The sequence below is a fragment of the Actinoallomurus bryophytorum genome, assembly GCF_006716425.1.
In the GTDB taxonomy this organism is placed as follows: domain Bacteria; phylum Actinomycetota; class Actinomycetes; order Streptosporangiales; family Streptosporangiaceae; genus Actinoallomurus; species Actinoallomurus bryophytorum.
In genome coordinates this window covers 4,074,495-4,090,127 of the sequence record NZ_VFOZ01000001.1, presented here as the reverse complement: position 1 = coordinate 4,090,127, position 15,633 = coordinate 4,074,495, and the positions used below count along the sequence as shown (strand labels likewise).

The 15,633-nt window shown below is 69.5% G+C and carries 18 protein-coding genes; 9 read left to right on the top strand and 9 right to left on the bottom strand.

From position 1 onward, the window contains the following. The first annotated feature begins 47 nt into the window (after positions 1 to 47). From FB559_RS19365 to FB559_RS19350, 4 genes are all read left to right on the top strand, one after another. On the top strand, positions 48 to 1,649 hold the full coding sequence (locus FB559_RS19365; RefSeq protein ID WP_141956933.1) for an LCP family protein: 1,602 nt from the start codon (positions 48 to 50) through the stop codon (positions 1,647 to 1,649). A gap of 113 nt (positions 1,650 to 1,762) precedes the next feature. Continuing rightward, positions 1,763 to 2,470 carry a hypothetical protein gene (locus FB559_RS19360; protein ID WP_141956932.1) on the top strand — a complete coding sequence of 236 codons (708 nt, stop codon included), beginning with the start codon at positions 1,763 to 1,765 and terminating at the stop codon, positions 2,468 to 2,470. 332 nt (positions 2,471 to 2,802) lie between these two features. Continuing rightward, on the top strand, positions 2,803 to 3,828 hold the full coding sequence (locus tag FB559_RS19355; RefSeq protein ID WP_141956931.1) for a zinc-dependent alcohol dehydrogenase family protein: 1,026 nt from the start codon (positions 2,803 to 2,805) through the stop codon (positions 3,826 to 3,828). A gap of 256 nt (positions 3,829 to 4,084) precedes the next feature. Next, positions 4,085 to 4,345: a hypothetical protein gene (locus FB559_RS19350; protein ID WP_185792295.1), complete on the top strand. Its 261-nt coding sequence runs from the start codon at positions 4,085 to 4,087 to the stop codon at positions 4,343 to 4,345. 5 nt (positions 4,346 to 4,350) lie between these two features. Here FB559_RS19350 and FB559_RS19345 read toward each other — a convergent pair whose 3' ends face one another. Then, the gene (locus FB559_RS19345) at positions 4,351 to 4,659 is read right to left on the bottom strand and encodes a type II toxin-antitoxin system PemK/MazF family toxin (protein ID WP_141956929.1); all 309 of its coding nucleotides are present in this window, start codon (positions 4,657 to 4,659) and stop codon (positions 4,351 to 4,353) included. After that, on the bottom strand, positions 4,656 to 4,910 hold the full coding sequence (locus tag FB559_RS19340; RefSeq protein ID WP_141956928.1) for a hypothetical protein: 255 nt from the start codon (positions 4,908 to 4,910) through the stop codon (positions 4,656 to 4,658). The genes FB559_RS19345 and FB559_RS19340 overlap by 4 nt, the downstream gene beginning before the upstream one ends. Before the next feature lie 131 nt (positions 4,911 to 5,041). On the opposite strand from FB559_RS19340, the gene FB559_RS19335 reads away from it, so the two are divergent. Next, positions 5,042 to 5,365, top strand: a complete 324-nt coding sequence (locus FB559_RS19335) for a putative quinol monooxygenase (protein ID WP_141956927.1) — start codon at positions 5,042 to 5,044, stop codon at positions 5,363 to 5,365. Positions 5,366 to 5,475: 110 nt separating this feature from the next. Here the strand turns inward: FB559_RS19335 and FB559_RS19330 are convergent, their stop codons facing one another. Both FB559_RS19330 and FB559_RS19325 read right to left on the bottom strand, forming a co-directional pair. Then, positions 5,476 to 6,246 (bottom strand): phytanoyl-CoA dioxygenase family protein, encoded by a 771-nt coding sequence (locus FB559_RS19330; protein ID WP_185792294.1) that lies wholly within the window; start codon positions 6,244 to 6,246, stop codon positions 5,476 to 5,478. 66 nt (positions 6,247 to 6,312) lie between these two features. Next, on the bottom strand, positions 6,313 to 7,482 hold the full coding sequence (locus FB559_RS19325) for an acyl-CoA dehydrogenase family protein (RefSeq protein WP_141956925.1): 1,170 nt from the start codon (positions 7,480 to 7,482) through the stop codon (positions 6,313 to 6,315). Between the two features lie 99 nt (positions 7,483 to 7,581). Here FB559_RS19325 and FB559_RS19320 point away from each other — a divergent pair, with 99 nt between their 5' ends. Beyond that, a complete protein-coding gene (locus FB559_RS19320; protein ID WP_221640442.1) occupies positions 7,582 to 8,916 on the top strand; it encodes a UDP-glucose dehydrogenase family protein in 1,335 nt (444 codons plus the stop codon). Between the two features lie 39 nt (positions 8,917 to 8,955). On the opposite strand, the gene FB559_RS19315 is transcribed toward FB559_RS19320, so the two are convergent. Beyond that, positions 8,956 to 9,312, bottom strand: coding sequence for a hypothetical protein (locus tag FB559_RS19315; protein ID WP_141956922.1), 357 nt, complete (start codon positions 9,310 to 9,312; stop codon positions 8,956 to 8,958). Between the two features lie 291 nt (positions 9,313 to 9,603). Here FB559_RS19315 and FB559_RS19310 point away from each other — a divergent pair, with 291 nt between their 5' ends. Together FB559_RS19310 and FB559_RS19305 are read left to right on the top strand one after the other, a co-directional pair. Further along, complete coding sequence (locus FB559_RS19310; RefSeq protein WP_141956921.1) at positions 9,604 to 9,975, top strand: LytR/AlgR family response regulator transcription factor; 372 nt, start codon at positions 9,604 to 9,606, stop codon at positions 9,973 to 9,975. 37 nt (positions 9,976 to 10,012) lie between these two features. Further along, positions 10,013 to 10,465, top strand: a complete 453-nt coding sequence (locus FB559_RS19305; RefSeq protein ID WP_141956920.1) for a CoA-binding protein — start codon at positions 10,013 to 10,015, stop codon at positions 10,463 to 10,465. Here FB559_RS19305 and purE read toward each other — a convergent pair. From purE to FB559_RS19290, 3 genes are all read right to left on the bottom strand, one after another. Beyond that, positions 10,454 to 10,945, bottom strand: a complete 492-nt coding sequence (gene purE, locus FB559_RS19300; RefSeq protein ID WP_141956919.1) for a 5-(carboxyamino)imidazole ribonucleotide mutase — start codon at positions 10,943 to 10,945, stop codon at positions 10,454 to 10,456. The genes FB559_RS19305 and purE overlap by 12 nt on opposite strands. After that, positions 10,942 to 12,054 (bottom strand): 5-(carboxyamino)imidazole ribonucleotide synthase, encoded by a 1,113-nt coding sequence (locus FB559_RS19295; RefSeq protein ID WP_246122503.1) that lies wholly within the window; start codon positions 12,052 to 12,054, stop codon positions 10,942 to 10,944. The genes purE and FB559_RS19295 overlap by 4 nt, the downstream gene beginning before the upstream one ends. Before the next feature lie 363 nt (positions 12,055 to 12,417). Continuing rightward, entirely contained in the window at positions 12,418 to 13,566 is a 1,149-nt protein-coding gene (locus tag FB559_RS19290) for an acyl-CoA dehydrogenase family protein (protein ID WP_185792292.1), read from the bottom strand. Between the two features lie 197 nt (positions 13,567 to 13,763). On the opposite strand from FB559_RS19290, the gene FB559_RS19285 reads away from it, so the two are divergent. Further along, complete coding sequence (locus FB559_RS19285) at positions 13,764 to 14,327, top strand: GtrA family protein (protein ID WP_246121741.1); 564 nt, start codon at positions 13,764 to 13,766, stop codon at positions 14,325 to 14,327. Here FB559_RS19285 and FB559_RS19280 read toward each other — a convergent pair. Continuing rightward, positions 14,311 to 15,591, bottom strand: coding sequence for an ATP-binding protein (locus FB559_RS19280; RefSeq protein ID WP_141956915.1), 1,281 nt, complete (start codon positions 15,589 to 15,591; stop codon positions 14,311 to 14,313). The genes FB559_RS19285 and FB559_RS19280 overlap by 17 nt on opposite strands. Positions 15,592 to 15,633: the final 42 nt, after the last annotated feature.

Sequence of the window (15,633 nt, the reverse complement as noted above, 5' to 3'; positions counted from 1 at the left end):
CGCCGCAATGTAGGCAACACTTCGCACCTCGGGGAGGCGTAGGCGGCATGTCAGAAGACACCGAGTCCGACCCGCAAGAGCGATACTTCCGCCCCCGCCCGGGTGCTCCCGGTGACGATGACGCGGTAGAACAGCCCGAAGGCGTCGCTGTCGGCGACGCGGAGGCGACCCACGTCAAGATCGAACGCCCGCCCCACAGGACCTACACGCGCGGCGCGCGCCGCCACCGCCGTGGCATCGTCGCGACGGGTGCGATGTCCGCGGTCGTCCTGCTGTTCTCCGGCGGCGGGTGGGTGTTCCAGGACTACGTCCTCAGCAACGTGGAGCGGGTCAACGCCTTCGACGGGCTGAAGAACCGCCCGGACTCCGGCCCCGAGGGCTCGATGAACATCCTGCTCGCCGGCGTCGACCGCCGCGAGGGCCTGAGCGACCAGCAGATCAACCAGCTACATCTGGGCAAGGTCGGCGGCCAGCGCTCGGACACGATGATGCTGGTCCACATCTCCTCCAAGCACGACAAGATCACCGTCGTGAGCCTGCCGCGCGACTCGCTCGTGACGATCCCCGGGCACCACTCCAACGGGTCCGAGGGCGCCAAGGGCGCCAACGTCGGCGAACGCCAGGGCAAGCTCAACTGGGCGTACATGTACGGCGGGGCGCCCCTGACCGTGCAGACGGTCGAGCGCGCCACCGGGGTGCACGTCGACCACTACATCGAGGTCAACTTCCTCGGCTTCCTCAAGGTCGTGAACGCCCTGGGCGGCGTCACGGTCTGCACCGAACAGCCGATCAACGACCCGAAGAGCGGCCTGCGGCTGCCGGCCGGCAAGAGCAACGTCGACGGTCCCGCCGCGCTGGCCTACTCCCGCGCCCGCTACACCCTGACCGGCGGCAGCGACCTCGGGCGGATCGACCGGCAGCAGCAGTTCATGTCGGCGGTGGTGCACAAGGCGCTGAGCGAGCCCGCGAAGTTCCCCGCCTTCCTGAGCGCCTCACTGGATGCGATCCGCGCGGACAAAGGGCTCTCGAAGAGCACTCTCACCGCGCTCGCCATGCAGATGAAGGGCATGAGCACCGACAGCATCGCCTTCGCCACGGTGCCGCTGTCCAACTCCAACTACATGGTCCCGATCGGCGGCCAGCAGCAGTCGACGGTGCTGTGGGACCAGAAGGCGGGCGACCGGCTCTTCCAGGAGATCGAGGACGACAAACCGATCATCCAGCCGCCGAAGCCCACGCCGACCGCCTCCTCGACGGCGAAGCCGGGCGGCCTCACCGTCGCGCCGGGTCAGATCGACGTACGGGTGATCAACGGCGTCGGCACGCTCGGGCTCGCCACCAGGGCCGCCGGCCAGCTCCACAAGATCGGCTTCGGCACGAGCGTCGCCCCGGGCACCCGGCACGGTGCCACGACCACGGTCATCCAGTACGGCCCCGGCCGGGCGGACTCCGCCAAGACCCTGAAGGCCGCCGTCCCGGGTGCGAAGCTGAAGGCGGTGTCGTCGCTCGGCTCTCGGTTGCAGCTGATCGTCGGCCCTTCCTGGAGCGGCGCGAAGCAGGTCAAGGTGGCCGCCGGCCCGTCCGCCTCACCCACGGGTTCGGGCCAGGCGATCAATGCGAAGACCGCCACCCAGAATCTCTGTAAGTGATCATCGCTATCCGAAACGTTAGCCTCCACTTCCCCCCAAAAAAGGCGATTGGCCACTAACCTGCTGATCTAACGCCGGATCGCGCGGGTCGCGGCCACTCTGGAGGAGTAGCGATGTCCAACGGCGCTCGCCACACCTGGGGCTTCTTCGCGGGGGTGGTTCTCACCGCCGCCCTCGCCGCATTGTTGATCTTCGGCACCTACCGGTTGCAGCACGGCTATGTCGCGCAGTTCCACAAGCAGGACAAGTGGATCGGCGGGGGCCTGCTCGCCGGCGCCGCGATCGTCTTCGCCATCCTCGCCGCCTCGCGCCTTTCCCCGCTCGCCTCGCTCATCGGTGGCATCGTGCTCACCGCCGCCGGCGCGGTCTTCTTCGTGTCGCAGAAGACGAACGCCGACCTGATCAACCGCTTCCCCTTCAAGGAGCAGCGCGTCACGCTCGCCGGGCTCCAGGACGAGGGCTTCATCCTCTTCGCCGGGGTGGGACTGCTGTTCGCCTCGTTCTTCCCGTCCCGCTGGCACGCGCATAAGACGGACGACTCCGACTCCGGTTACGAGTACGGCCTGCCCGAATCATCCGAGCCGTACCGCGAGACGGGCGGCGACCCGGGCTACGGCGGCGGCGCGCGCCACGCGGCCCGCGACGAGCCCGCCGCCCCGGTGTACGGATCCCAGCAGGGCGGGTACGACCCGCAGCGGACCAGCTACGACCCGCTCTACGAGCCGACGCAACAGCAGCAGCAGCCGTACGGCCGCCGGTCGTCGCCCTTCATCCCGCCGGACGAGAGCGGCGGCACACGGGAGATGCACCGCCCCGAGTAGCCGTTCCCCGCGCGCCGGTCGCCGCGCCGTGCGGCCGGACACCTCCAGGTACGGCTCGGGCCGTCGCCGTACGGGATGCCCGCCGCGTCCCGTCGTCCACATGGGACGCGGGGCCCGTTCCGACGCGGTGCCGGCCGCGGCAGGGCCCTTCGCCTGCGCCGTGATCCGCACCGCCGCGTCGCAGGCTCGCCGTTCCGGTGCCGTGTCCTGGCCGAGTCTGTGCAGGTCGGCCATACCCCGCGAGGTATTGCCGGACCTGGCGCATGGCCGGACGATCGCCGTATCCCCAGTGGCAAGGGCCGCCCCGGCCCCTGCCCGCAGGCAGGAGATACATGCGCACCTACCGTTTGGACAAGCCCGGCCGGATCGACGGGATCATGCCGCACGAGGCCGCCGAGCCGGAGCCGGGGCCGACCGGGATCGTGGTCCGGGTCCGCGCGGTCTCGCTCAACCGGCGCGACGCGCTGATCCTGCACCAGCGCTATCCGCTCCCGCTCACGCCGGGTGTGATCCCGGTCAGCGACGGAGCGGGCGAGGTCGTCGCCGTGGGCGAGAAGGTGACCCGCTTCGCGGTGGGCGACCGTGTCGTCGGCGGCTACTGGCCCCGCTGGCACGACGGCCGGCTACGGCCGGACCTCGCCGACCAGCTCGGCTGCACCCTGGACGGCATGCTCACCGAGTACGCGCTGCTGGACCAGGAATGGGCGGTCGCCGTACCCGACCACCTGACCTGGGAGGAGGCGGCCACCCTTCCGTGCGCCGCGCTGACCGCGTGGAACTCCCTCGTCGGCGGTGAGCCGCTCCGCCCCGGGCAGACGGTCCTGACTCTCGGCACCGGGGCCGTCTCCCTGTTCGCGCTCCAGTTCGCCCGCGCGATGGGGTGCCGGGTCGTCTCCACCACCTCCAGCGCCGCCAAGGCCGCACGGCTCGGCGAGCTGGGCGCGCACCACGTCATCGACTACACCGAGACGCCGCAGTGGTGGCGGGCGGTACGCGAGGTCACCGGCGGGCAGGGCGCGGACCTCGTCGTCGAGACGAACGGACCGGCCACCATCGAGCAGTCGATCCGGTCCGCGGCGTTCTACGCCCAGGTCGTGCTCCTCACGGTGTCCGACACGATCGGCGACCGCGGATCGGGCATCGAGATCCCGGCCGACGCCTACCAGTCCTCCCTGGCGACCATCCGGCGGATCTTCGTCGGCAACCGTACGGACCACGAGGCGATGAACCGGGCGGTGTCGGCACACCACCTGCGGCCGGTCATCGACCGGGTCTTCGACTTCGCCGAGGCGCGCGAGGCCTACGCCTGCTACATCGGCGAAGACACATTCGGAAAAGTCATTATCCGCATCGCCTGACATCCGGCTATCACGCTGACGCGTACGGGGTCAATCCCGTACCGCCTGGATAGCGGTTCTCCTTCTCCGGCAGTTAGCTACTCCTGAAAAGGTGCCGGAAAGAAGTGGGAGGGCCCAGATGCCTCATTGGTCCTACCGTGATCACTACCGGGCCGAAGGGTCTCCGTGCACCAGCTGCCCAGAGGGGAGGTTACGGCATCTCACCTGGTCCGAGACGTTATCGATGCACGGCTCCGTATCCGACTCGACGAAGAGCGTGCTCACCGGAATCACCGGACTGCCGTCGACCTGGGGGCGCGCCATGCGGGCGGAATACCGCCAGCTCAAGAACGGCGGGCATATTCCCAAGGGCTATGTCATCAGATGTGCCAGCTGCCTGACGTACCACATTCTCCACAGCGCCCACGATTGCGAGGCGATCTGGCCGGTCACTTCACGCCCTTCGTCGTACACGGACGTGAACTGCGCCGGCTGCCGGCAGACGCTCGTCGTGGTCCCCGACGACGGAGATCTTTGAGCCGGTCAGAGGTCGAAGACGGCGCGCAAGGCGATGTCGACCCGGTCCATGACATCCGCGTCCACCTGTCCGAGGCGTTCGAGCGGAGCGTCCTCACGACGGACGGGGTGCACACCGGGTACGAGAGCCACCCCGGCCCGCGGCTTGTCGGGCAGCGTCACCGTGACGAGCGTGTCCCGTGCCGTGCCCGGGTCGAAGATCGGAACGACCTGGACGGTGGGATACATCTTGGCCAGGGCATCGCTGCCGACGACCAGAACGATGTGCTCGCGGCGGAGCGGCCCCTTGATGCGCCAGATCTCACCACGCCTCACGCAGCCGGCCCACCGCTCCGGTCATCACCGATCGCGGTCTGTTCCGCCTGCATGTCGGCCAGCCACTCGTCATGGGCCAACCGGAAGCCCGGATTGGCCTCCATGTCCTCGGCGAGTGTGTCCATGGCCTCGTGCACGAGCTGAGCTCGAAGCGCACGCGCCACGTACGCGGAGAGATTGCCCCCGGCGCTCTCCCGCGCCGGACCGAGCACCTCGGCGGGGATGGTGACGGTGACCTTTTCGGACGCCATACATCCATCCTACCAAGGTATGGCCGGGACCACGGCTGACCGGAGTGCTGCATCGCCGTACACACCGGCCGGTATGAGGACGGAGGCGACGACTAAGCTGACCGCGGTGGTTCCGGCGAAAGGATGAACGCGTGTCCGGTGCGAACATGTTCAGCGTCTACGGACGTATGACCGCGGTATCCGGACGGCGCGACGAGCTGGTCGCCCTGCTCCAGGAAGGGTTCCGCGCCGGGGGTGACGACAGCGGTCTGCTGACATACAGCATCAACACAGCCCCTGAGGACCCGGACACGATCTGGATGACGCAGCTGTGGATCGACAAGGCGGCACACGACGCCACCACCCGTTCCGAGGCCGTCGCGACGGTGACCCGGCGCCTTCCTCCACTCCTGGCCAAGCAGCCCGAAGGCTCCTACGGCCACGCCGTCTACGTTCACGGCCGAACGGCTGAATGACGCGCTAAGTACGGCTGCGGCCTCGAAAAATCCTCGAGAGCCCAGGGGGAACCGCATGAGCGCCGGCAGCAGTACCGCCGCGTCTGCCGGAGACCAACGGAACCCGGAGATCAGGCCCGGCGGATCTCCTTGCCCAGCATCAGGCGGGGAGCAGGGCCGGTATCGGGCGAGCGGGCGTGAAAAACGTGCAGGTGGGTGATCACGACGTCACCCGGCGATCCGGTCAGCTCGACGACCTGGACCGGCACTCCGTCGATCGCGCCCGCCTCACCGACCAGTGGCCGGCCGTGGTCCGGCAGACCGGCCCCGTCGAGAAGACGAGCCAGCCACGGATGATGACGCATGAACGCGAGCCAGTTCTCCCTGCCGGCACCGACCGGCGCAGGCAAGGCCTCCCGGTAGCGGTCGACCAGCCGATGCGTGCCGGATAGCACCATTGTGCCGCCCCCTCGCGGGCCGACCTCGCCGACGAACGCGAACAGCTTGACCGCCGGCACCGGCCAGGTCGCATGGTCGAAACCGCAGTCCATGTGCCAGCCGTCCGGCAGGACCCACGGGTCCGGTTCGGGAAGGGAGAACAGGATCTGGGCACCGGGCCGCGGACGCCGCCAGCCGCCGGCCCCGAAGACCGCGTCCAAGGCACCGCTCACCGCCTGGTTGTCCGCAAGAGGCCTGAACACCGGGTCACGGCTCAATCCCTGCCAGTTCAGGACGGGCGAGCCCGCCCGATCGGCGGGGTCGGCGGGCCGGAGCCCGGCCTGGCGCTCGGCGTGCCGCCACATCGCGTTTCGCATGGCAGCCGCCTGGCCGGCAGTGAACGCGCTGCCGAGGCGGACGACGCCGGTGGCCTCGAAGCACGATCGGACATCGACCTTCTGCATGGTCCCAGTCTGCGGATCCCTTCGCATCGCGCCACCGAATAACGGCCGATACATGCGGTCGGTGGCCTACGTCAGGAGCTGGCGGGCCATGACGACGCGCTGGATCTGGTTGGTGCCCTCGTAGATTTGGGTGATCTTGGCGTCCCGCATCATCCGCTCGACCGGGTAGTCCCGTACGTAGCCGTAGCCGCCCAGCAGCTGCACCGCGTCGGTCGTGATCTCCATCGCGGCGTCGGAGGCGAAGCACTTGGCGGCCGACGAGATGAAGGTCAGGTCCTTCTGCCTGGCACCCAGGATCGCGCGCTCGGACTGGGCCGCGGCCGCGTACGTGAGCTGCCGGGCCGCCTCCAGCTTCATCGCCATGTCGGCCAGCATGAACTGGACGCCCTGGAAGTCGCTGATCGGCTGGCCGAACTGCTTGCGCTCCTTGACGTATCCGACCGCGTAGTCGAGTGCCCCCTGGGCGATGCCCAGCGCCTGTGCCGCGATGGTGACGCGCGTGTGGTCGAGGGTGGCGAGGGCGGTCCTGAAGCCGGTGCCCTCCTCCCCGATGATCCGGTCGGCCGGGATGCGCACGTCGTCCATGATGACCTCGCGCGTCGGTGAGCCCTTGATGCCGAGCTTCTTCTCCGGCGCGCCGAAGCTCACACCCGCGTCACTCTTCTCCACGACGAAGGCCGAGATGCCGTGGGCGCCCTGCGACGGGTCGGTGACCGCCATCACCGTGTAGTACTCCGAGACGCCGGCGTTGGTGATCCATCGCTTGGTGCCGTTCAGCACCCAGTGGTCGCCGTCGCGGACCGCCTTGGTCTTCATCGCCGCCGCGTCGCTGCCCGCCTCCGGCTCCGACAGCGCGTACGAGAACAGCGCCTCACCACGCGCGACGGCACTCAGGTACCGTTTTTTCAGGTCCTCCGAGCCAGAGAGCAGGATCGGTACGGTGCCGAGCTTGTTGACAGCGGGGATCAGGGACGAGGAGGCGCACGCCCGTGCGACCTCCTCGATCACGATCGCCGTGGCGAGGGCGTCGGCGCCGGCGCCCTCGTACGCCTCCGGGATGTGCACGGCGTGCAGTTCAGCCTGGACCAGTGCCTCGTACGCGACCTGCGGAAACTCCGCGGTCTCGTCGGTCTCCGCCGCCGTCGGCGCGATTTTGTCGTCGGCGAGAGCCCGGACCGTCTCCCGCAGGAGCCGGTGCTCTTCGGAGAGTTCGTACAGAGGAAAGTCTGGGGTCATGTGCCGATCGTACGCTGTCTACCTACTCGCCAGTAGGGCCGGTAGCATCGCGAAACGGCCCGTGGGGACGTCAGTGGGGTCGGGCATCAATTTCTCATGATGGGAGGCAGGGCCTTGGCACAACGCATGACCGTGATCGGCACTGGCTACCTGGGCGCCACCCACGCGGCTTGCATGGCCGAGCTGGGGTACGAGGTGCTCGGCATCGACGTGGACGCCGACAAGATCGCCCGGCTGTCCGCAGGTGAGCTGCCGTTCTACGAACCGGGCCTCGAGCCGATCCTGCGCCGCAACCTCGAGAACGGGCGGCTGCGCTTCACCACCTCCTACGACGAGGCGGCGGAGTTCGGCGACGTCCATTTCGTCTGCGTGGGCACCCCGCAGAAGCCGGGCGAGTACGCCGCCGACATGAGCTACGTCGATGACACGATCACCGCGCTCGCGCCGCGTCTGACGCGGGCGTGCCTCGTGATCGGCAAGTCGACGGTTCCGGTCGGTACCGCCGAAAGGCTCGCGAAGCGCCTGGCGCGGCTGTCTCCGGCCGGCGAGCTGGCCGAGCTCGCGTGGAACCCGGAGTTCCTCCGTGAGGGCTACGCCGTGGAGGACACGCTCCACCCGGACCGCATCGTCATCGGTGTGGAGTCCGACCGTGCGGAGAAGATCCTGCGCGAGGTCTACACCCCCATGACCTCCGAGGGCGTCCCTCTGATCGTCACCGACTACCCCACCTCCGAGCTGGTCAAGGTCTCCGCGAACGCCTTCCTCGCCACCAAGATCTCGTTCATCAACGCGATGGCCGAGGTCTGTGAGGCGGCACACGCCGATGTGACCAAACTCTCCGAAGCGCTTTCGCACGACGACCGGATCGGCGGCAAGTTCCTCGGTGCCGGTCTCGGGTTCGGCGGCGGCTGCCTGCCGAAGGACATCCGCGCGTTCATGGCGCGGGCGGGTGAGCTCGGCGTCGACCAGGCGCTGTCGTTCCTGCGCGAGGTCGACGCGATCAACATCAGGCGTCGCATCCGCATGGTCGACCTGGCGCGCGAACTCCTCGGCGGGTCCTTCATTAACCGCACCGTCGGCGTGCTGGGCGCGGCCTTCAAGCCCAACTCCGACGACATCCGCGACTCCCCCGCGCTCGATGTGGCGACGTCGATCCGCTCGCAGGGCGGCAACGTCACCGTCTACGACCCGCAGGCCCTGGCCAACGCCCGGCGCGCCCATCCCGAGCTGGCGTACGGCACCTCGGCGAAGGACGCCGCCGCCGACGCGCACGTCGTGCTGCTCCTCACCGAGTGGCGGGAGTTCCGCGAGCTGGACCCGGACGAGCTCGGCGCGGTCGTGGCCGAACGCAACATGGTCGACGGCCGCAACGCGCTCGACCCCGAGCGGTGGCGTTCCGCCGGCTGGCACTACCGCGCCCTGGGCCGGCCCTGAGGATCCGCCCGGTTCCCGCCCGGGAGCCCTCCATGGCTCTCAGTCGGCGGGGGCCGGGCCCTGGTCCCACTGGTCCGTGATGGCCCTCATCTGGACGTACGGCAGCCGTACGAGGTCGACGGTGGCGTGTGCCGCCTCCTCGCTCTCGGCGGCGAAGACGCACAGCAGGCGCGTCTGGGCGGGCATGTACATGCCGTTCAGGTAGCGGACCGGATGCCCGGCCTCGGTCACCTTCCGCGCGGCATCGGCGATCGCGAGCTGGATCTCGGCCAACCCGCCGGGCATCGTGCCGGGCGGCAGGCAGATCGCCAGGTAGACGGTGGTCGGGGGAAGCACGCCACCCTCGGCGCACGGGTGGACCGACGGATCGCTCGGAGAGCCGGGTACGGAGTTCACCCTCGTCCTAACAGAGGGCGGGCACGGCCGGGGACGGCTGCCGGGTGGCCGGCGGTCCGGCGGCATCGCCGCGGTACGGCCGAGAACGTACGGTGGCACGGGCAACGGTGGCGCATCGAGTCCAGCCCATGATGCCCCTTCTCCTAGCCGCCGGTGGAACCCTCGTTCCACTATTGGAGGCGGCCGGGCGCGCTGTCTGCACGGGCAGCACCCGTTCACCGCCCCCTGCCAGCCGTACCTGCGTATTCGGGTTACCAGGAAGGGCGGAAAACCGCGCGTACTGTTGGTGATATGGGTGTTCGGTGCCTGATCGTCGACGACGATGACGGCTTCCTCGACGTCGCTCGCATTCTGCTTGAACGCGAGCACATCAACGTCGTCGGGGTGGCCACGAACACCGCGGGCGCCCTTCGTCTGATGACCGCCGCGCGGCCCGATGTCATGCTCATCGACGTCAATCTCGGCGACGAGAGCGGCTTCGACCTGGTCGACTCGATCGCCGGCGTGGACGCGCCACCGATCCTGATCCTGATCTCCACCTACACCCTGGACGACTACATCGACCTTCCGGTGCCGGGCGCCGTGGCGTTCGTCCGCAAGTCCGACCTGTCGGGGACCACGATCCGCCGGATCCTCGTCGACGCCGGCCGGGCACCCGCCTGACGGGAAGGCCACGCGCGCCGGGATGGTTGAGGTGGTCATGAGCGACCGTTACGCCGACGAGGCCGTCATCCGGCGCATCCTGACCGACTCCAAGACGTGGGCGTTCGTCGGCCTGCGCGACAACCGCGAGCGGACCGCGTACGACATGGCGGAGCTGCTCCGGTCGCGCGGGAAGACGATCGTGCCGGTCCACCCCGCCGCCGAGACCGTGCTCGGCGAACCCGGCTTCGCATCCGTCGCCGAGGTGCCGCCGGTCGTCGACGTCGTCGGCGTCTACCGCCGCGCCGCACACGCGGGCGGCGCCGTGGACGAGGCGATCGAGCTGTTCGGCACGTACGGGCCGCGCGGGCCCGGCGACGTCAGGGCCGTGTGGCTGCCGCTCGAGGTGGTCGACGAGGACGCCGCGAAGCGCGCCGCCGACGCCGGACTCGACGTCGTGATGAACCGCTGCCCCGCGATCGAGTGGGCGCGCCTCCGCCTACCCCGCTGACGCGCGTCGCAGCCGCTCGCCCTTGGCCTTGGCCTGGTCGTGCAGGTCGCGCTGGAACTCCTCCATGCGCTCGCGCAGGTCCGCGTCGGACGCCGCGAGGATGCGGACGGCCAGCAGGCCGGCGTTGCGCGCGTTGCCCACCGCGACGGCCGCGACCGGCACTCCGGCCGGCATCTGCACGATCGAGAGCAGGGAGTCCATACCGTCGAGGTACTTCAGCGGCACCGGAACGCCGATCACCGGCAGCGGCGTGACGGAGGCGAGCATGCCCGGCAGGTGCGCCGCACCGCCCGCGCCCGCGATGATCACCTGAAGCCCGCGGGAGGCCGCCTCGGAGCCGTACTCGATCATGTCGTGCGGCATCCGGTGCGCCGAGACCACATCGGCCTCGTACGGCACGTCGAACTCATCCAGCGCCTCGGCGGCGGCCTTCATCACCGGCCAGTCCGAGTCGCTGCCCATCACCACACCGACGCTCATCGGGGTCCGTTCCGCAGGTAGTCGGCGGCGTGCCGGGCGCGCTCGCGTACGTCGTCGAGGTCGTCGCCGAGCGCGGTGACGTGGCCGATCTTGCGCCCCGGGCGGACCTCCTTGCCGTAGAAGTGCACCTTCACACCGGGGTCGTGCGCCATGACGTGGATGTAGCGCGGGTAGATGTCCGTCTCGTCGCCGCCGAGGACGTTGGCCATCACGGCGTACGGAGCGGTGGGCCGGGTGTCGCCGAGCGGCAGGTCGAGGACCGCGCGCAGATGCTGCTCGAACTGCGAGGTGCGCGAACCCTCGATCGTCCAGTGCCCGGAGTTGTGCGGCCGCATGGCCAGCTCGTTGACGAGCACGCCTTCGTCGGTCTCGAACAGCTCGACGGCGAGCAGGCCGGTCACGCCGAGCCTCGCGGCGATGTCGAGCGCCAGCCGCTGGGCCTCCTCGGCCCGGTCCGGATGCAGGCCGGGCGCCGGCGCGATCACCTCGTGGCAGATGCCGTCGCGCTGCACCGTCTCCACGATCGGGTAGGCGGCGCCCTGGCCGTACGGCGACCGGGCCACCAGAGCGGCCAGCTCACGGCGGAACGGCACGTGCTCCTCGGCCAGCAGGGCGATCCCCTCGCCGGTGGCGCGCTCGACCACGGCCCGCGCCTCTGCCGGGTTTTCGCAGACCCAGACGCCCTTGCCGTCGTAGCCGCCGCGTACGGCCTTCAGCACGACGGGCCAGGCCCCGAACGCCTCGACGTCGGCCGCCGTCGCGACCGGCGCGAACCGCGGCACCGGCACACCGAGCCCGCTGAGCCGCTCACGCATCACCCGTTTGTCCTGCGCGTGCAGCAGCGCGGCGGATCCGGGCCGGCACGGTGTGCCGGCCTCCTCCAGCGCCCTGATGTGCTCACCCGGGACGTGCTCGTGGTCGAACGTCACCACGTCGCTGTCCTTGGCGAACGTACGCAGATCGTCGAGCGACTCGTGATCACCGACGCGGACGTCGGAGACCACCCGCGCGGCGGACGCGTGCATGCTGTCGCTGAGGACGCGCAGCGTCACACCGAGACTGATCGCCGCCTGCTGGGTCATGCGGGCGAGTTGCCCACCACCCACCATGCCGACGGCCGGAATACCTTGCCTGTCCGTCACGCACGCAGCCTACCGTCCCTGCTAGGCCGCCTTTCGGGCCTCGGCCGGTCTTCGGCGGCCGGTGTTCGGCGGAGCGCCCGCAGGGGCCGGATCCTGTGGGCGTCGTGGACCTGCCCCTCACTCTGCGCGTTCCTTGAGCGGCCACCGGCCGTCCACCGTCTCGGCGAACTCCTCGCAGGCCGTGCATGCCTTGCGACGGGGGTGCCAGAGATGCCGGTAGATCACAAGCTCCTGATCCGCGATTCCGCAGATCATCGTGCCTTCGGCATAGCGCGGTGGCGCGACGCCCTTCGGGCGTCGCGCCCACCTGTGGCCTCGGAAAATCCGCCTCTAAAGTCCCAGCTCGCGTGCGATGAGCATGCGCTGGACCTCGGAGGTTCCCTCGCCGATCTCCAGGATCTTCGAGTCCCTCCAGTGGCGGGCCACGGGGTATTCGTTCATGAACCCGTAGCCGCCGTGGATCTGCGTCGCCTCGCGCGCGTTCGTCACGGCGATCTCTGAGGAGTGCAGCTTGGCGATGGCGGCCTCCTTCTTGAACGGCTCGCCGCGCATCATCCGCTCCGCGGCGCGGTACCACGCGAGCCGTGCCGTGTGGGTGCGCACCTCCATGTCGGCGATCTTGAAGGCGATGGCCTGGTTCTTGCCGATCGGCTGGCCGAAGGCGGTGCGCTCCTTGGCGTACTTGACCGACTCGTCAAGGCACGCCTGGGCGAGGCCGGTGGCCAGTGCGGAGATCGCGATGCGGCCCTCGTCGAGGATCGACAGGAAGCCGGCGTAGCCACGGCCGCGTTCGCCGAGGAGGTTCTCGGCCGGTACGTGGCAGTCGCTGAAGGAGAGTTCCCGCGTGTCGGAGGCGTGCCAGCCGACCTTGGAGTACTTCGGTGCGACGTTGAGGCCCTCGTTCGGCGTCGGGACGATGATCGAGGAGATCTCGCGCTTTCCGCCCTCCGACTCCCCCGTGACGGCGGTGACCGTGACCAGGCGGGTGATGTCGGTGCCGGAGTTGGTGATGAAGCACTTGGTGCCGTTGATCACCCACTGGCCGTCGACGAGCTTGGCGGTCGTACGGGTGGCGCCCGCGTCGGTGCCGCCGCCCGGCTCGGTCAGGCCGAAGGCGCCGAGTGTGCGGCCGGCCAGCAGGTCGGGCAGCCAGGCCCGCTTCTGCTCCTCGGTGCCGAACCGGTAGATCGGCATCGCGCCGAGCGACACCGCGGCCTCAAGGGTGATCGCGACGGAGGAGTCGACCCGTGCCAGCTCCTCCAGTGCCAGGCAGAGGGCGAAGTAGTCGCCGCCCATGCCCCCGTACTCCTCGGGGAACGGAAGGCCGAAAAGCCCCATATCGCCCATCTGGCGGACGATGTCGTACGGGAACTCCTCGTCCGCGTCCAGTCGTTCGGCCTGTGGAGCGACGACGTCGCGAGCGAACTCCTCGACGGTCTTACGCAGGGCCTCGTGCTCATCGTCGAGCCGGTAGTCCATGATCACCTCGGTCGGAGAGACATGAGCTGGATCCCGTCATACTTCGGACATCCGCGATCGGCGGCTGTCAGAATCAGGGACCACAGGCACATGCTGCCACGAACCCCGTCTATCCTCGTCGTGCCGGGGGTATGGAGAGTTGCGGGCCTGCCGATGATGCGCGATCAACCGCGACCGCGAACGAAAGGTCTCCCTTCGTGAGAATCGCCGTGGATCTGTACCGACGGTTCGCCCACCTCGCCCAAGAGGTGGCAAAGTTCGGCGTGATCGGCGTACTCAACTTCGTCATCACCATCGGGATCGCCGACACGCTGCACCTCGTCCTCGGGATGGGGCCCCTGAAGGCCTTCGGCGTCGGCACCGTGGTCGCGACGACCTTCTCCTACTTCGCGAACCGCTACTGGACGTTCCGGCACCGCGACACCAGCGGGCTCGGCCGCGAGTACGTGCTGTTCTTCATCCTCAACGGCGTCGCCCTGGTGATCACCTGGGTGTTCATCGCCGTCACGCACTACATCCTCGGCCTGAAGAACGGCATCGCCTACAACGCCGCGGAGGTCGTCGGCACCGCCGCGGCGACGCTGTTCCGCTTCTGGGCGTACAAAAAGTGGGTGTTCCTGCCCGCGAGCGCGCCGCCGGTCGACCCGCACACCGGGCTGCCCGAGGCCGACTCGGTGCCCGAGACCGCGTCGGCCGACGACCCGGAGCCCGAGCCCGTACCCACGACCGTGCCGGCCGGGAGCGCTAGGCGGGCCCGCTGACCACGCGCTCCTTGGCGAGGAGCGCCTCCTCGCGCTTGCGCAGGAAGATCGCGAACGTGGCCGGGCGTGACCGGACCAGCTCCAGCCGCCCCCCGTCGGCGGTGGCGAGCGAGCGCGCGAGGTAGAGCCCGAGGCCGGTGCCCTGGCGGCCACTGACATTGCGGTCGAACACCCGGCGTTCGAGTTCGGGGGGTACGCCCGCGCCCTCGTCGCCGACCTCCACCACGATCGAGGCGGGGGTCTCCTTGGTGTGGATGGTGACCCTGCCGTCGCCGTGCACGAGGGAGTTGTCCAGGAGGGTCGCGACGATCTGTGACAGGCCCCCGGGGCTGACCACGGCGGTGAGGCCGCGTACGCCCGACATGTCGATCCGGCGGCTCTCACGCCGGAAGACCGGCTCCCACTCCTTGACCTGCTGCGTGACGATCTCGTCCACTCCGATGGGGACCGCGTCCCCGGTCGGATCGTGTTTGGCACGGGCGAGCAGCTGCTCGACCACGGCCGCGAGCCGCTCGACCTGGGCTGCCGCGGCGGCGCCCTCCTCGCGTACGACGTCGGGGTACTCCGCCGCCTCGATCATCTCCTCCAGCCGCATGGACAGCGCGGTCAGCGGCGTACGCAGCTGATGACTGGCGTCGGAGGCGAACTCCCGGCTCGCGGCGAACAGGTCGGCGATACGGACCGCGCTGCTGTCGAGCACCTCCGCGACGCGGTCGACCTCGGGTACCCCGTATCGCCGCCGTCGCGGGCGCGCGTTGCCGGACCCGAGGCGTTCGGCGGTCTCGGCCAGGTCGATCAGCGGCAGCGTCAGCTTCCGTGCCTGCACCATCGCGAGGGCGACCGCCACCCCCACACCGAGCACGACGAGGCTGCCGATGAGCAGGAACGTGCGTACGGCGTCCGCCTCGACGTCGGCGGCGTCCCGCGAGACCTGGACGCGGATGCCGCGGTCGTTCGCCGCCATCTTCGTGATCACGTGGTCGCCCTTGGCCGGGGCCTCCCCTGCCGTGATCTCCGTACCGTCGGCCATGCTCACCACGATGTAGCGGCCAGGGAACTCCTTGCCGATCTGGTCGCCGGTGATCGACTGGCGCATCTCCTCCCGGAGATTGACCCCCGCCACGACGGTCGCCGCCTCCCGCTCGACCTGCTGCTGCGCCTCGTCGTAGATCAGGCGCTCGGTGGAGTAGGCGAGCGGGATGCCGAGCAGGAGTACGGAGACGACAGCGACGGCGAGCGTCGACAGCAGCAGACGTCGCCTCATGGGGGCCTCTCTTCCGACCGTGACGTGATGCCGTGGTTCACG